Annotated in this window: 14 protein-coding genes; 4 read left to right on the plus strand and 10 right to left on the minus strand. The window is 56.8% G+C overall.

Annotation, left to right across the window (positions count from 1 at the left end):
- Nucleotides 1–102: 102 nt before the first annotated feature.
- Nucleotides 103–417, minus strand: coding sequence for a hypothetical protein (locus F8D48_RS10410; RefSeq protein ID WP_151431866.1), 315 nt, complete (start codon nucleotides 415–417; stop codon nucleotides 103–105).
- A 126-nt stretch (nucleotides 418–543) separates the two neighbouring features.
- Entirely contained in the window at nucleotides 544–1,134 is a 591-nt protein-coding gene (locus tag F8D48_RS10415) for an NADPH-dependent FMN reductase (protein WP_151431868.1), read from the minus strand.
- A 279-nt stretch (nucleotides 1,135–1,413) separates the two neighbouring features.
- Here F8D48_RS10415 and F8D48_RS10420 point away from each other — a divergent pair, with 279 nt between their 5' ends.
- From F8D48_RS10420 to F8D48_RS10430, 3 genes are read left to right on the plus strand one after another with little or no spacing between them, the layout of a single operon-like run.
- A complete protein-coding gene (locus F8D48_RS10420; RefSeq protein ID WP_151431870.1) occupies nucleotides 1,414–2,970 on the plus strand; it encodes an MFS transporter in 1,557 nt (518 codons plus the stop codon).
- Nucleotides 2,971–3,016: 46 nt separating this feature from the next.
- Nucleotides 3,017–3,976 carry a hypothetical protein gene (locus tag F8D48_RS11710; protein WP_170272802.1) on the plus strand — a complete coding sequence of 320 codons (960 nt, stop codon included), beginning with the start codon at nucleotides 3,017–3,019 and terminating at the stop codon, nucleotides 3,974–3,976.
- A 6-nt stretch (nucleotides 3,977–3,982) separates the two neighbouring features.
- A complete protein-coding gene (locus F8D48_RS10430; protein WP_151431872.1) occupies nucleotides 3,983–4,198 on the plus strand; it encodes a hypothetical protein in 216 nt (71 codons plus the stop codon).
- A 3-nt stretch (nucleotides 4,199–4,201) separates the two neighbouring features.
- Here F8D48_RS10430 and F8D48_RS10435 read toward each other — a convergent pair whose 3' ends face one another.
- The 3 genes from F8D48_RS10435 to F8D48_RS10445 form a co-directional block, all read right to left on the minus strand.
- Nucleotides 4,202–5,344: a VanZ family protein gene (locus tag F8D48_RS10435; RefSeq protein ID WP_170272803.1), complete on the minus strand. Its 1,143-nt coding sequence runs from the start codon at nucleotides 5,342–5,344 to the stop codon at nucleotides 4,202–4,204.
- A 129-nt stretch (nucleotides 5,345–5,473) separates the two neighbouring features.
- Entirely contained in the window at nucleotides 5,474–6,589 is a 1,116-nt protein-coding gene (locus F8D48_RS10440) for an ATP-binding protein (protein ID WP_205717383.1), read from the minus strand.
- 188 nt (nucleotides 6,590–6,777) lie between these two features.
- Nucleotides 6,778–8,592: a hypothetical protein gene (locus F8D48_RS10445; RefSeq protein WP_151431876.1), complete on the minus strand. Its 1,815-nt coding sequence runs from the start codon at nucleotides 8,590–8,592 to the stop codon at nucleotides 6,778–6,780.
- 167 nt (nucleotides 8,593–8,759) lie between these two features.
- Here F8D48_RS10445 and F8D48_RS10450 point away from each other — a divergent pair, with 167 nt between their 5' ends.
- On the plus strand, nucleotides 8,760–9,305 hold the full coding sequence (locus tag F8D48_RS10450; RefSeq protein ID WP_151431878.1) for a hypothetical protein: 546 nt from the start codon (nucleotides 8,760–8,762) through the stop codon (nucleotides 9,303–9,305).
- 330 nt (nucleotides 9,306–9,635) lie between these two features.
- Here F8D48_RS10450 and F8D48_RS10455 read toward each other — a convergent pair whose 3' ends face one another.
- From F8D48_RS10455 to F8D48_RS10475, 5 genes are all read right to left on the minus strand, one after another.
- Entirely contained in the window at nucleotides 9,636–10,142 is a 507-nt protein-coding gene (locus F8D48_RS10455) for a hypothetical protein (protein WP_240806318.1), read from the minus strand.
- Between the two features lie 307 nt (nucleotides 10,143–10,449).
- On the minus strand, nucleotides 10,450–12,369 hold the full coding sequence (locus tag F8D48_RS10460) for a DUF3732 domain-containing protein (RefSeq protein ID WP_151431882.1): 1,920 nt from the start codon (nucleotides 12,367–12,369) through the stop codon (nucleotides 10,450–10,452).
- On the minus strand, nucleotides 12,369–12,866 hold the full coding sequence (locus F8D48_RS10465; protein WP_151431884.1) for a three component ABC system middle component: 498 nt from the start codon (nucleotides 12,864–12,866) through the stop codon (nucleotides 12,369–12,371). Before F8D48_RS10465 ends, F8D48_RS10460 begins: the two co-directional genes overlap by 1 nt.
- Nucleotides 12,850–14,040 (minus strand): ABC-three component system protein, encoded by a 1,191-nt coding sequence (locus F8D48_RS10470; RefSeq protein WP_151431886.1) that lies wholly within the window; start codon nucleotides 14,038–14,040, stop codon nucleotides 12,850–12,852. Before F8D48_RS10470 ends, F8D48_RS10465 begins: the two co-directional genes overlap by 17 nt.
- A 256-nt stretch (nucleotides 14,041–14,296) precedes the next feature.
- Entirely contained in the window at nucleotides 14,297–15,517 is a 1,221-nt protein-coding gene (locus F8D48_RS10475; RefSeq protein WP_151431888.1) for a hypothetical protein, read from the minus strand.
- Between the last annotated feature and the right edge of the window lie 330 nt (nucleotides 15,518–15,847).

The following is a 15,847-nucleotide window of genomic DNA, read 5'->3' on the forward strand; positions in this document are numbered from 1 at the left end:
CAAGAGGGATCACTACACACTTTTGTGCCTATAAGAGAGTTGGACGGAGACAACTCGGAGCCTCAAGAATCGAAGATTCAACTGGGGAAACCTAGGAAAATCTTACACACTTTTGTTCCTATATCCCAGCGCGGCGAAGGTCATCGGGTCGCGCAGGCACGCCATGATGCCCGGCGCTTCAAGCTTGGTGCTGTGGCGGTAGTAGGAATAGGTCTCGAAGGGACCGCCCACCGGTCCGAGGGCAAGGATGCAGTGCCCCTCGTCCCACGCCGCCTCGAGATTGAACAGCAGAAACACGTTGAACGACCCTGCCGGCACCGGCTCCCACGCCGCGCGGGGGCGTGCCTCGCATTGCTGCACCTCGTGACATTCACGAAGGTTCTTCTCGGTCTCCTCGGCCTTGATGCGCTCTTCCATGTAAATCGCCTTCCCTCGTTCCGCAGTCCGATACGGGGCGGCGGCGCCAACGGGTGCCGCCGCCCACGCGTCCCGAACGCTCCCGCGTCATCGGCCACTCCCGCGCCATCGGGCACCTTCGTTCCGTCAGGCACGATCTAGCTTGGCCAGCAGCGCCGCGGCCTGGTGCGCGAGATCGGCCTTCAGCCCCTCGGTGATGGCCAGGGTGCTCGTCGTGAACTGCTCCCGGTCGAAGGCGACGCTCGTGAAGGGAGATGCCGCCAGCTCCAGCTTCAAGAAGTCGAGGGTGGGGAGAAGGGCCGCCTGCGCGTAGCGGCCGCAGGAGCTTCCCGCCACCGAGCTGACTGTGGCCACCTTGCCCTCGATGACCGCCCCCTCGTCCGGCCCGACGGGACGAGAAAGCCAGTCGATCAGGTTCTTCAGCCCGCCCGGCACACCGTGGTTGTACTCGGGCGAGACAATCCAGAGCGCGTCGGCATCGGCCACGGCCTTCCGCACGCGGCGCACGGCCTCGGGCGCGGGGAACTCGATGTCCTGACTGAACACGGGCACATCGGCCCAGGCGAGCTCCGAGGTGGTCGCACGTTCCCCGAGCGCCGTGCGCGCCACCTGGGCGAGCTGCCCGTTGAGGGACTGTTTGCGCAGGGAGCCCACGATGAACAGGATGCTGGGCTTCGTCTCGGTTGATTCGGTTGCTTTCGTCGCCTTCTCGCTCACGCCGACTCCTTTCGCCTCACGGGCGCCGCTTTTGGTTTTACCTTGTCATAACTTCATTATGTCCCACGACAACCGAAGTGTCGCCCCTGATCCTGCGGGCTGTACCGAATCGTTGAGCGGTCACAGGCGAGAAGATGAGATTACCCTTTGGCATCGGGGCCGCTACGGGACAGCGAAGAGGCGTTGCAGCGGAGCGGCGGTGGGGTAGAGTGAGGAAAAATCCCCTGCGGCGCGGTGCGATTGCCGACGCCGCTTCTCGTGAAAGCTTTGTGCGCCGCTATGTCCCACACCACCTCTCCCGCTCCCGTCCATCCCTTCCGCAGCCGCCACCGCACCTCTGCGGGACGCACTGCCGCACCCGTAGCCGCTCCTGCGAACGGCGATGCCGTATCGCCCGCCATCCCCACGGGGCGCGCGATGTGGGCCATGATGGCACTTATGCTGGGCAGCAACCTTCTGGCGTCGTTCAACCAGTCGCTCATGAACATCGCGCTGGATGCCACGGCCACCCAGTTCCACATCAGCCTGTCGCAGGCCAACTGGCTTGTGCTCGGGTTCACCATCGTGGCGGCCACGGTCATCACCATGGCCGCGTCGCTTCTGAAGCGGTTCGGCATCCGCAAGGTCATGATGTTCGGCTACGCAACCTCCCTTGTCGGCTCGCTCCTCGGCATGGTGGCGTGGAACTTCCCCGCCATGCTGGCCGCGCGCCTCATCCAGGCGCTCACGGTAGGGCTGTTCTTCCCCGTGGTCACGAGCGTCATCCTCACCCTGGCGCCGCGGAGCAAAAGCGCCACCCTACTCGCCATCAACAGCGGAGCCATCGGAGTGGGGCTCGCCTTCGCGCCGCTGCTCTCGGGCCTCGTGCTCACCTACCTGGGGCTGCGGGCGCTGTTCGCCATCCCCCTTGCGATGTCGGCCATCTTGCTTGGGCTCGGGTTCTTCTTCCTGCACGACATCTACGCCCGCGAGGACCGGCCCATCGACATCGTGAGCGTGGTGTTGAGCTTCGCGGGATTGGCTGCCTTCATCTTCGGGTTGAACGAGGTGACCCGCACCGTGCTGCCGTCGGTACTCTGCATGGCAGCGGGCGCCGCAGGCCTTGGGCTGTTCGCGTGGCGGCAGTTCGCCATTGCCCACCCGCTGCTGAACCTGGCGCCGCTGCGCCACGGGCGGTTCGTGTTCGGCGAGGTGCTCATGATGCTCGGGTACATGGGATCCATCTACATGAGCCTGCTCGTGCCGCTGTACCTGGAGGGGACGGCGGGCTGCACCGCCTTCGCCGCCGGCGGCCTTCTGTGCGCGCCCATTTTGTGCTACGCCGGCGCGTGCTTTCTCGGCGGTCGCATCGAGGATAGGCATGGCGTGTGGCCGCTCGTGCCCCTCGGGTTCCTCGTGCTGCTCGGCGGCTACGTGGCCATGGAGTTCGCCTCGGCGCGGATGCTCGTCATCCCCATGATGGCATGCGCCGGGGCGGCCTACATCGGCGTGGGGCTCGTCTTCCCCACGTTGAAGGCGGCCGATCTGGCCTCGCTGCCGCCGGCCATCTACGCCCACGGATCGTCTATCCACTCCACCCTGGTGCAGATCGCCGGCTCGGTGGGGTCTGCCCTGTTCGTGGGCATCATGTCCGCCGACACCGACCGCCTCATGGCCCAAGGCATCGCGAAGGCCGACGCCTACGCCTCCGGGTTCTCCCACACCCTCCTCATCGCCATCGGCATCCTGGCCGTGACCTTCGTGGGCGCGGTGGTGTTCGGCCGCATTGCGCGGCAGCGGCACCAGAAGGGTATCAAATCGAAATCAAAGCCCGCAACGACGATGCATAAAGCCTAGAGCTTCGGTACCCTCGTCGGAAGCATTCGACGAGAAGGAGTTTCCCATGGATTCGACGCAGCTCAGCACCGTGACCGTGGAGGCCGGCCAGGAACTGGTCGTCGTTGAGGCGGAGCCCGCGCCCGAGCGGCCCCTGAAAGAGAAGGCCATCATCGCGGCCGTGCTCGCAGCGGTGGCCCTCGTCTCGCTGATCGTGTTCGCGAACATCGCCTCAAACCCCGAAACCTACACCGGCATCATCGGCACCCTGGACGAGAAGAAGGGCAACGTCATGGTGCTCGCTACCACCACGACCGCCGCCTCGGCCGCCATCTCGGCGCTGCCCAACGACATGGGCACGCCCATCGCCGACAAACTCGTGGACTTCAGCTCGTACTTCATGGTTATCCTCGCGGTGATCTACCTGGAGAAGTTCCTGCTGACCACGCTGGGGTTCCTCGGCTTCGGCATTCTGATACCGGTGGCCTGCGCGCTGTTCGCCGTGGCCGTGTTCCTGCGGCGGGGAACGCTCACGCGGGTGAACCTGCAGCGGCTCGGCACGAAGCTCGCGGCCTTCGGGCTCGCCCTGGCGCTCGTGGTGCCGGTGAGCGTGTGGCTGACCGACAACGTGGACGCCACCTTCGACGAGTCGCTCGCAGCCGCCAGCGCCGCCGCCCAGGAGGCCACCGAGCAGCTGGAGGAGAACACCCAGGCCGCTCCCCAGGAGGACCAGGGACTGCTCGGCGGCATCGCCAACGCGGTGCAGGACGGGTGGAACGGCCTGACCCAAGGCGCCCAGCAGGCGCTCGACAGCCTGGGCGATCAGCTGAACACCATGATCGACACGCTGGCGGTCATGATCGTGACAAGCTGCCTCATTCCCCTGCTCGTGCTCATCTTGTTCCTGCAGCTCGTGAAGATCATCACCGGACTCGACTTCGGAGGCGCCACCGCCGTCATGGGCGCCGCCCGCACCAAGGGCCGCGCCGTCGCCTCTTCCCTGCGCCGCCCCGTGCAGAAGGGCTAGGCCGTTATGGGCGGCTTGGGTGCGAGGCGCGCCACGTGCGCCATCTGCCCCCACGCATGCCAGCTGGCTGAGGGGCAGACAGGGCTCTGCCACGGACGCGTTGCCGTCGGCGGTGAGGTGGTGGACGCCAACTACGGGCGCGTCACAGCGCTTACCACCGTGCGCCAGCTGGCCGCCATAGCCCGCCGCCACCTCAAGCACGTCTACGTGGGAAACTGCTAGCAGCTAGGAGAGGCAGAGCTCGCGATCTTCCGTGCCTTCCACGCCTTCCGCACCCCGCGCGGCCAGCGCATCCGCCGTGCCGTGCGCCGGCTGCGCGGCCCTTTCGCCCGCAGGCTCCGCAACCGCTCCGGGAACGAAGTCGTAGGGCATCTTGCGGGCAACCAGGTAGAACACGGCAAGCGGCAGCACCGCGTACTGCGGGCACACGAGCACGAGCAGCAACGCGACCGCCCGCAGCGCGTAGAAGGCGACGCGCGCGGCACCGGCGCGCTGCCGCGTCTCGCACGACATACGGTAGAACAGACCCGCCGGCGTGCTGCCGTCGCACCTCCAGGGCACGACCACTTCCACCACCGCGAAGGCGACGATGTAGCAAGCCACCCAGACGACAGCGTTGATGCGGTTCAGCATCGCCTCGTCGAAGGCATCGCCCAAGAGCACTTTCAGGCCGATCACGACCATCAGGCGCGGCACCACCGAGCATACGTCGATGATCATAGCGTCGGTCCACAGCGCCACCGCGCGCCGGACGAAGCCAGGACGATGGGTAACGGGCGGCAGCACCTCGGCTTCGCGCTGAGTCAGCTTCACAGCCAAATGCCCCAGCCCCCAGCCGATCACACCGCCGAGCGTGTTGCACAGAATGTCGTCCACGTCGAAGGTGCGGTATGAGAAGGGATACACCCCGAACAGACCCGTGAGCTGGGCTGTCTCGATAAGGCAGGTGGCGGCGAAGGATAGTGCCAGGGCAAGCGGGAGCCTCAGCTTCAGAAGCGTCCGCGCAATGAAGCCGAGCGGCACGAAGAGTACGATGTTGAACAGAAGCTGAAGCACCGCGCGGACACCGCCCTCGGCGATGTCGCGAACGAAGTTGAGCGGATCGAGAATGGGCGGAATGCCGTACGTGATGCCCGGCCCCGAATCGCCCGTGGGCAGCGGATACAGGGTGAAGCACACAAGGCCGGCGGCGTAGAGAATACTCGCGTACACGGCGAACACGGTCGCAAGCGGCAGCCATCCGTCGCGTCGGTACAGCCCCACCAGCACAGGCACGCTGAGCAGCAGCGACAGCAACGGCCACACCAGCACGGCCACATCGAAGCTCCCGCTGAAAGTAGCTATATACGCATTGATGACTGATCCCATAATCGAAAAGGGTACCACAAGAACAGCACGCCGCATACAGGCACACGGCCTGCCTGCCCATGTTCATTACGGGGCCGCGAAAGGCACTGCGGGTATTGCGCCCTTTTCGCGCCCAAGGCGGCCGAGACGCTACTCCCGGCCCGCGATGTACTCCCTGAAACCGGGCAGCGCAAAATAAAAATCGCCGTTGAGGGTTTCACCAATAACGCCGCTCTGCACAAGCCGTTTCTTGTACGTGGAAATATGCCCCGAAGGTTTTCCCAGTCGCCCCATCAGATCAGCGCGACTGGTGACCTTCTCGTCTTGCACCATGGCCGCGAGAAACGCCCTATCCGCCTTGGAGAGCTCTGCGTAGGTAACGTCGAAGATGCGATCTTCCAGTTCACGCTGAGCCCTCTGCGCACCGGCGCGAATGTCTTCGACAGTCAGGAAAGCATCGTCGGGATGCATGCGCCATGCTCGATAGCCCAGAAGCTGAAGCATGAAGGGAAATCCGTTGATAGCCTCAACCGCTTCGGTCAATGCCCCTTCGTTGATAAGCCTGCCGCCCTCTTCAACCGTCAGGCGAAAGGCCTCTTCCACCTCGTAAGGCGCCAAGGAGCTCAGATCGAAGCGTTGGGCTCGGCGAAGAAACGGCGTGTTCTTGCCGCCGAGAAGCGAGCTTATATGGAACGGTAACCCCGCCATCACGAGGGCGACCTTGCGGTTCTCGCGCACAAAATGCTGGTATGTCGAAACCAGGTGGCTCATCTCGTCGAGAGACACATCCACCTCGTCAACGGTAATCAGCAAGCCGACGCCCGCTTCACCTAAACGGTCCAAAAGGCCATTCATGCGCGTGCGCCAATTCGCTTCCGATTCGCCTCTCGGGTTCCACGTCGCCCCTCCGAGGCCCGCGATGTTCACACCCGTAAGACGCTTTTCGGACGAGGTCGCAATGAGATGAGAGGCCGACTCCTCGGTACGCTGGACAATATCTTCAAGCATCCCCGACGTTGCCGAGACATTGGCTACCACCCACCCAAGCCGAGACGCTTCGTTGCCGAGATATGTGAGAAGAGCCGTTTTACCGCAGCCGCGCGGACCGACAAACAGAGCGCAGAGGTTTGTCGCTTGCTCTTCGAAGGCGCTCAGGACATCCGAGAGCACCTGCTCTCGGCCGGCGAAATAGGCAGGCACTTTTCCAAATTCAGGGGTAAACGGGTTGAACGTCCCCTGCTGGATGCCCTCGGTTTTATCTGCCACGACAATCTCCCGCCACTCGCCCGACGCAACAGGGAGATCGTAGCATCCTTGATTTCTTTTAGCAATCTTGATTTCTTTTAGCGTCCTTGATTTGTTTTAGCGATCTTGAGCGGATTGAGCAATAGAGCAGAGTTGCTAACCAGCACGCCCCTTCCTCAGACCTGGAGCGGGTTGCAGCGGGCCCCCTCCTACTTATCATCCTGCAAGGAAGCGAGGACCTCGGCCCTTTGCTCCTCAATGGCGTCAATGATCTCCTGCTTATAAGTTTCGCGATTCTGCGCCTCATCGAGCTTCAGCATGCCATAGTCGGCCCCAACGCCAATGGCTGTGCCTGCCGCAAGGCCGGCAATAGTTCCTATACCCGGAACCACCGATCCGGCTGCTGCCCCTGCAGCGCCTCCAGCGGCTCTCGTTGCCAGTGCGCTGGACATCCTTCCGACGATCTTGCCAAAGAACTCCTTCTTGAGCACCTTCTCTACCAGTTTTTTACTAAGTATGCCACCCGCCATACCAGCCGCAGCACTCACGCCAAAACGTTCTGGCGCTTCAAGCAGCTTTTCCGTCGGCCCAAGTGGTCCCGAGAAAAGATCTGTTGGGGACATTTCTTGAGCCGTCAAAAGCCACGTGGGTGCATCGCTCAGCTCACAGTCCGCCAATCTGGTCTCAAATTCGGTCTTGAGAGCTTCCGCTTGCCCAGAAAGCTCTTCGAGCTTGCCGCTAATTTGGGAATCATCGATCCCCTCTTCAATCTTGGCCTTAAACTGCTCTGATGCATAACTTTCGACGGAGCCGGTGATCAGGTTGCCTAGACGCTCGTAGTCTGCGGGAAGGCTATAGTACCAATCTAGATAGCTATCGACGTTTGTAAGACGGGCATCGAACGAGGCGTTAACAAGCGGAACAACTTCGCTTTCAAGCTTTCCGAAAAGCTCCTCGGATCTCCCCTTCATCTCCCCCACCAGCTCTTCGACCGCAAGCTGGTCGTAGTACTTACCATCGATAAGGTAAGCCGCTATACCAACCTGATCGCGCACGACTTTCTCAGCCATGGTGAATTCGCCCATCTGCGACACTTCCGCAGCCTTGAAATCGGCAGCAGCGAACAGAGCCGTCAGACAAAGAGGCAGCGCAGCGGCAAGCACAACATATCTTCTCACGATCGAACGATGGACGTCCTTCTCTCCCAGGTTTTCCAGCGGCAAGAAAACTCGCTTCAATTCCGACCCCTTAAGCGAGCAAAACCCGAGCAAGCCCGCAACGCCAAAAAGGGCCGATGCAGCAATAATCAAACGCGCGATCACATAGCCGGGGAAGGACACCTCCGCCGTTTTTGCCACACCATAAGTTGTTAGGCCATCGATCAGCGCCGTCAATTTCCCCGCTTCAGACAAAAGCACCGAAGGCGACTGGGAGAAGGGCTGCTCCGCCGCCAAGAAGGCTGCGTCTGCGCTCTCGAACGTTGCCGCAGGCTGCATGAAAACAAGCACCGCGAATAGAGCGCAGAGCAGCACGCCAACAGCGCCACAGCTCCACGCTATAAGCCGCGCAGTCAGAAAAGGCCGCTTCATTTCTCCCTTCAGCGCCTTTTTCGTAACAGCAAAGACTCCTGCGTACAGGGGAACCGAAAACAGAACCATGAGCCACTCTGCGCCATCCCACTTCGGAGCTTCGAAAATGATTCCCATCGCACATATGGCCGAGACAATGAACCCCGCGATTAACCAGAAAGCACGTCCATTGTTAAGCCTAAAAAGCCTGCCGCCCTCTTCGAGGGCACACTGCTTATACGTCTTCCTTACGACAACCTGGTACGCAAAACCGAGTGAAGCGGCAGCGCTCAGCAACGCCCAGAACAATCCCACCGCCAACGGCGGCAGAGAGGGTGCCATCTTGGCAAAAAGAAATAGCGCTCCCACAAGCAGAAGAGCCTTGGCCAGGTACGTCACCCAAAAGCAGCCCATCAACTTCCGGAAAATCGTCCCCGCGCTTTCAATATGAATCATGCTCAAGACCTCTCAATAGCCCCATCTCAAGTTATGACCATAATAAGCCATCAAGCAGAATCCAATGTAAAATAGAAGACTCGAAGATCCTGATCCGCAAGAGCTAACCGCGAACGCAGAGCGCTTGATCTTCACCAACCTTCCTACTAGCGAAGAAGGAGAAACCAGTGGCCTCCGCCTTTATAACCAATATCGCATTCCCCAAGAGCCTTGAAGAGGTCTTGCTCTTTGTAAATGAAGTCGGCCGTTACCATGTTGAGGAGATACTTACAGAAAGCAACACCGAATGGACAGTTCCCAAGGATGCCGTTAAAGGCGAGACTGTTTTCTTCATGCACTCCAAAACATCCATAGATACAATTCGACGCCTAAAGCGACAACTGCAATCGGAAGGGTTCGACAGTCGCCCAGACGCGTACGACACCATTGCCGATGCGCTTGACCACGGAGAAGAACTTTACCGAAGAATTGGTGGGTGCGTCTTTGCCAAGGGTGTGGTTAGCGGCGACGTTATTGTCGATGAAAATGCTCGAAACAGCGGGCTGCACTGGAGCAGCATTTACTACGCCCCCATATCCGACATTGAAGTTTTCGATAAGCCCGTAAGCATAAACCAATTCCGAGAATTCATTTTCATCTCGAGAACTGGGGCAATTACCAAGTTGACCGATGAGCAAACTGCAAAACTTCTAGAGCTTGCTCGGCAAGCATAGCTTCTGCGAAACGCGCAAAAGTCGTTCTGCCCTCGCGCTTCCCTACTGCGGGCGGGACGGACGAATCGAAACACAAGTGCTTGCCGATTTCATCAAGATAGATGATGCCTATGACCGTGCTTCGGCATCGCGGGCGGCCTCGCGGGGAGGCGCCCGAAGCTTTCGATCTGCGGCGGAATGGGTAGAAGCCAGGGCCTCCGGCAAGACGCCAACGCTAAAACCGCACGGCACTGCCGACAACGAACTACCCGACAACTCCAACGCGAAACCGCAACGTTCCAAAGTATCCTTTGCGGGGAAATGCCGCAGATCCGGAAAACAAGCGAGCCCTTACAGCTCGACCGAGAAGACCTCCGTCTGGTTGACCAGGTCCAGCTCAAGCTGCAGCGCGGCGATCTCGTCGGCGACGGCGCGGTAGTCTGCCTCCGCCTGGGAAACGTCGTAGTTCGCGTACCGATACTCGATGGGCCCGTTGCCGCTACCGAAGTACCGGTCACCCAGGCGCTCCCGAGGCTGCCGCGAAGCGAGCGAATTCAGTCGGTCCTTCCGCCCCGAAAGCTGTGCGAGCAGGATAAGCGCTTCGTCAATGCTAATGCCTCGCTCGGGCAGAACCGTCTGCATGTTGAACCGGTGCAGTGCATGGCGAATGGCCCGCGCCTCGGCATCGATCTGCGCCACCTTCTCGCGCACGGCCCCGTAGTCGTAGGCAGGAGGCTCGGCCGCCTCCCCCTCCGCGAGCACATAGGTGCTCACCTCCTGCTCGCTGCGCAGGAGCCGATCTTTCTCATCCTGCAACCGCCGCAGATACTTGTTAGCACTAGCCGATGTAAATTCCACGCGACCACCTCTTCCTCGCGCCGACCATTCGATGGCAACCACCATACCAGGCGCCAACAGTCACATTCAACAGTCCCACTAGTCCGATTTGAGATTGATACTTTTGGGCCACGAGAGCTGATAGAGACAACATACTCGCGCTCACTACACGCGTGAATCCAAAAAATTCAAAGCGCATAAATCACAATGACTTTTTCTTAAACTCCTTACTACCGCCAAAAACGCAGCAGCCATATAAAAGATACACGAAGGAAAGAGGGGCTACTGCTCGGATTTTCAAAATCTACTACCACTAACTCAAGACTTTTCAGTCGTCGCCAAAACGTGAGAATATCCAATCTTGTGGAATAAGTTTCGGTCCTTCCTTTCTCCATTCCTCAACTATGGAGCTAGCAAAATTGTCCTCGTCTAGTCGTGCATGATCGACCACAATTATCTGAAGCTTTCCCTCTTCCTTGAGAACACGCTCTTGCAAAAACTTGTATATCTTTGCCACCGCCAAGACGTCTTCGCCCTCCCGACTTCCAGAGAAAGCTTGCGACGGCTGATCAAGAAACAGGAAGTTCGGCACAGGACGTTTTCTTTCGATAAATAGTCTGTGCAGCGAAAGCAATGTGACCAGGTGAACCCCAACCCAATTTCCGCCACTTCCAATAGCGCTAAAATCTATTGTCTTTTCCGGGAGATCAATCACCGGAATGCCCTTACCAATATCCAATCGGTAATTGCTCTCGCTGTGTTCAACATCAAGCTCTTTAGCCCAAGCAGTCATATCCCTGCTCACTGCCGCCAGAGCATCACCAACTTTGCTTTGGATTATACCTTCATCTATTTTTTCATTGATTTCATCTATTCTTTTTTTCAGAACCTTTGAGTGATCCAACATCGTGCTGTCGACATGATCGATCGGATGAGACTTCAACCAACTTGTCGCCCTGCCCGCTATCAGAGCCTTCCTGAAATCTCGATCCCTTTTCCCACGAAGAGCCTCGACCGACTCGTACGCACCTTCAATTTGCTCCTTCACGCGCACAGCTCGCTGACGCAACTCCTCCTCAACGCTCACCGCCTGAGCAAGATCCCCAGAAAGGCGCGATCTGTTTTTTCTCACCGAGCTTAACTCCTTATCAAGCTCTCGCACGGAATTAGTCATTTTTTCGAAACTCGGAATTCTCTCTTGCAACTGTTCGTGGCAGAACGGACAGCGATCAGGATCATAGGGCAAAGCCTCGAGTAACCCTATCGACTCTAAACGAGCCGCTTTCTCTTCTGAACAGCTCTCGAATTTGGAGAGCAACTCGATGCTCGACTCCAGCTCACATCGCTGCGTAGTCGCCTCATAGAGTTCGAGCTCCAACTCCTCAAGCTGTTTCTGAAGTGTTATCAGATTTATATCGGACAGACCATTGGTGCTATCGGGCTCCCACCGCGCAATCGCCTGAATGAGTTCATGCAACTTGGCCCCATTCTTCCCCGATTCCCCCCTGGAAATCATCCCCTCAGAGCACGCTTCCTCAATGAGACCCCAGGCTCCCTCCGACCCAGCATCCCGTGTACTGTCTTCATTTTCCAGCTTTTCGAGAACAACTCCCAGATTTCTTTGCAAACTGCGTCTCTCATCAGCCAATAGGGCAACATCTTCCGGCACAGCTCCTAAAAAATAAGGAAGGGTCTCCCTTATGTCCCTTGTCGCATAATCTCGATCTTGATGGTGAAACAAAATACTTCTAGAGGCGATTTCGTTTTGCCCCTGCATACAATAGTACATTGCATGCCTCAACGAAATGGGAAACGATGTCCTAGACCCCAAGGCTCCCGAAATCCCTTGCATCTCCCCAATACCAGCTTTAGAACTCAGACTCTTTTTAAAGGAGTCCTTGCTGATATTCGACATGATTTCATCTGAATTGCGTGGAATGCGGTCATCGACAATGACATCATAACTATATATCTCGCTATTTTGCTGCAATGCCCCTGGAGACTTTCTTGCAACAAACACCTGCTCACCATCGAAGTCGATGATGAGAGCAAACCATGCAACTGTTTCGCGTATAACGCCATCCGGGATACTGCACTTTGAACTGCCCAGACAATAATCAATAATGTCACCGATTGCGGACTTGCCCGTCTTCGAGTCTCCCGTAATTATATTCATGCGGCCAAGTTCAAAATGCACAATCCGCATCTGCCCGTTGACTCCGTACAGTATTAATTTCGAAATCTGCATTAAGGTCTCACCCCTAGTGTTGCATACACCGCCGAGACCGACGAAGTCCGAGCGAACCAGTTCGCCACCTGCTCGGCTTTTTTCACGCACTCATGTAATTCGCCTTTATTCCGCTTCCTTGCTCGCCTCAAAACATTATCCGAAACTAGGCGAAACTCTCCATCTTCATCAGCAGCAATAACACCGCATGCCATTAGGAGCTCAATCGCCTCGCTCGCTGCAAACACTAGAGCTCTCGCTCGTTTCGCGAACAGATGAACTATTCTCTGATTCTCGCATGCCCAATTTGCAAATTTTTTTCTATCGGAAATCGACGATCGCGCCTCTGGAAATAAAACCAGCGGGAGCACAATATAAAGCAGCGCCACCGGCACAGAACCCTCTTTCTTTTGCTGGTACGTCTCGATAAATTGACACAGCACCACTCCGCAAAATGCAGGATTCAGCAGATAGGCGACCTCTTCAGCCCTATCCTCCCACTTATTGATCGAACTCACCCCCTTCTCCCTCTGAACAAAGAGTTTCGAAATCTATATGCCAGCCAATTCTTGGTATATTCGCAAGAATATGAAAGCTCCCACGCATTATAAAAGCGTGTGTGCACTTTTCTCTGATGGGACAATTGAGCTTCTCTAACTCTCTAAGAAGAGCCTGACCGGCCCTTCTCTTATCGTCTTCATCCGCTCCCTGCCCAAGATCGTCTTCCATGGCAGCAAAACGATGCTCCCACTCATCAACTAATCTGCTGTCATATCTGTCAAGCTCTTCCGGCAAGAGCAAGCTCCCATGTTGGAGCCATCTTGAACGGTGAACCGAGGCTTTATAGTAATCTTTTTTTGCCAAGTCAATTCGACGCGCTCCGGCCCCGATAGCATTCAGTTGACGCTGGAACAGCTTACTTCCGTCATCGCTCAGCACCAACCCCTCAACTTGCAAATCATCAAGATCAGTGGGGAGATTATCCTCCGCAAATCCTTCAGCAATTCTTCTTATTTCGGATAAAACACGTCCCCGGCTCGGCAAAGTGTACCCTTGGGTGCTTAACGCAGATATGCACTCCTCAAACCAATACCCTTCGAGCTGGCTAAATACATCATCTACAAATTGCGGAGCACAACAAAAATGAAGGAGCTGCTTTATCTCTCTCGCACAATCCTCTATGTCTGGCTGTTTATCAAATACTTGAGTACTCTTTATAATTGACTTAACTATAGAAGAATCAGCATCCATGAACTTCTTGTAAAAGCTCGCGTGCTCCTTGTTTCCCCCTTCTGAGGCTATCGCATGAAGGTTGTTATACACAGTGTCGGCCTTATCCCGCGTGACTGGCTGCCTCAACATCGCAGCAATACTTCCTTCACTAGCTTGAGCTGTTGTCACGATAGAGAAGACCGCATGAGCTAGCAAGTTCTGATTATCCGCGACAGAATCTATCCATGAAGCTATCGTGCGCCAGAGATCCGTGCTACGATCCGCTAATGAGCCCGATGCACCCCTATGGTGTTTGAGCTGAATAAACCGAGTTGGCTGATGGCCATCAAAAATAGCGATATCATCATATTTTTCTAAAACCAGGACCCGTTCAGGATCGTCGGAGCTAAGCAGCACCTTCAAGGCATAGCGCAGCTGATAAATGTAGCCAATCAGTGACGCGCTTGCATCGTGGCCCACCGCAGAATCCCTTCTAAAGCAAATATCTCCGATGCAATTATATGCCCGGCCGGAAACTCGGCAAGGCTTTTTGCTAGCTAGCTGAACGAAACCATCTGTTTATAAGTTCGCCACCATCCCTGGCGCCCACCTGAACATGTCTTCTGCATCGTCATGGCGAGACCGGGGTCCCTGTTTGACAATATCAGAGAAATGCAGTCAACAACCTTTCTCGAGAAGCTTTTCATCCGATCATCTTTTTACACTTACACGGCCCTCAATCGCATAAGGACAGCAAATAGACGTTCTCCCCATCCGCAGCAAGCTGGTGTGGGCGATTGTGCAGGTCGTTCACTGCCTCTAGGCTTCCTTTGAACGGAAGGATGTCGGGGGCTTTCGCATGCTGCAGCTTCTCCATGAGGGCACGCGTTTGACCCTCGTTGAAATCGCCGACCCCCTTGCCTGCTTCCTCTAGGGCCTCATCAACGGGGGCCAGATCGCCCAGGGGCGTCTGCTTGATAAGGGCGCCTAGTCCAGTGAATGCCGCGGACACGCCCCCGAGCACCACCGCATCGGCCGAGGCCTTCGAGCTCTCCTCGATGGCGTTGTAACACTCGGTGTACAGCTTGCGATACTCGTTTCCATGGTCACTAATTTTTGCCGCTATTGCATTCAGATTTGTTTCGTCGAAGTTCTCGCTCAACATAGGCTCCAGGAAAGCTGCGAACGAATACGTATAGGTTGCCAGCTGGTACTCTTTCAGTCGATCAAGCACCTCATCGAGCCGACCGCCTACAGCCAGGCGCAACTCCACAGGGCCCCTCTCGTTCACTTTGGCTCTTATCTGCGCGCGGAGGTGGATGATGGATTGCTCGGATTCCTGCTTGATATCAACGACTTTCATATGGGCATTCTTGCGCCAGATATCGTTGTTCCAGTTATAGCGATATGCCTCAAGCACGTCTTCGAGCGTCTTCACGTTACCCCGCAGCTCAGCCTTATCTTTCTGGCGCATGTACTCGAACATCTCGTTGACAGTATCCTGGATGGCATCAAGCTTCTGGTTGATCTGCGCGAGCGCGACCGCCATGAAGAGCATCGTCGGGTCATAGGGCATCGTGGCCACAGACTGGATCGTGCCGGGATCGATCGCCTGAAAACGAGCCTGCTGCAACCCCAAGCCTGGTTCGTTGTAAGAACCAATTAGCCCGCCGACACTTTTATTGAGACGCGATATGTCAAGAAGATTTCCAGCCTTATCTGTAGCCTGCAACAAAGTAGGCATATTGATCGTCGTCGTAACAGAGCGAAACATTGCCGGAAGTGAACCAAATCCAACACCCAAAGCCGCCACCTGATCGAGCGGAAGGCTGAAAGAGTTGCTAGTATCAACTTCGATGTCCGTCACGGCAAGATGGATTTCTGCACTTGCTAGCTGCTCGCGAATCTGATGCATGCTCGTATCGTCTGCACTCAACTGGTTCTCAGAAATACCCATTTATCGTCCTTCAAATCCAGCGAACATATCGTTTGCTTATTATAGATTAACAGAGCCCGAGTATCCGGCAGGCATAGCGCAAGCACGAGAGCCCCCAATTCGCACCTTGATCTTGAAGTATTATTCTTTTCTCGCTTGCCACAGCAATAGCAGAGGACCAAATGGACGAAAAGAAGCAAAGTGAACTCGCAATCCTTAAAGAGGAGTCAATTTGCGAGGTTAGCCGAACGGCCCCTTCCAGAGCGAGGATTCCTCCGCACTCAGCTGAACAGTTCAGCTGAGTATGAGAATGGCCCTTGCAGGACCGACACTGCGGCATGGGGATGCGGT

Origin of the sequence: Adlercreutzia muris, assembly GCF_008831045.1 — a bacterium.
GTDB classification, from domain to species: domain Bacteria; phylum Actinomycetota; class Coriobacteriia; order Coriobacteriales; family Eggerthellaceae; genus Adlercreutzia; species Adlercreutzia muris.

What these genes read in the sequence shown, in the direction of transcription:
- F8D48_RS10410 (WP_151431866.1), bottom strand. Translation starts at nt 417, where the DNA reads ATGGAAGAGCGCATCAAGGCCGAGGAGACCGAGAAGAACCTTCGTGAA.
- F8D48_RS10420 (WP_151431870.1), top strand. Translation starts at nt 1,414, where the DNA reads ATGTCCCACACCACCTCTCCCGCTCCCGTCCATCCCTTCCGCAGCCGC.
- F8D48_RS11710 (WP_170272802.1), top strand. Translation starts at nt 3,017, where the DNA reads ATGGATTCGACGCAGCTCAGCACCGTGACCGTGGAGGCCGGCCAGGAA.
- F8D48_RS10430 (WP_151431872.1), top strand. Translation starts at nt 3,983, where the DNA reads ATGGGCGGCTTGGGTGCGAGGCGCGCCACGTGCGCCATCTGCCCCCAC.
- F8D48_RS10435 (WP_170272803.1), bottom strand. Translation starts at nt 5,344, where the DNA reads ATGGGATCAGTCATCAATGCGTATATAGCTACTTTCAGCGGGAGCTTC.
- F8D48_RS10445 (WP_151431876.1), bottom strand. Translation starts at nt 8,592, where the DNA reads ATGATTCATATTGAAAGCGCGGGGACGATTTTCCGGAAGTTGATGGGC.
- F8D48_RS10460 (WP_151431882.1), bottom strand. Translation starts at nt 12,369, where the DNA reads ATGCAGATTTCGAAATTAATACTGTACGGAGTCAACGGGCAGATGCGG.
- F8D48_RS10475 (WP_151431888.1), bottom strand. Translation starts at nt 15,517, where the DNA reads ATGGGTATTTCTGAGAACCAGTTGAGTGCAGACGATACGAGCATGCAT.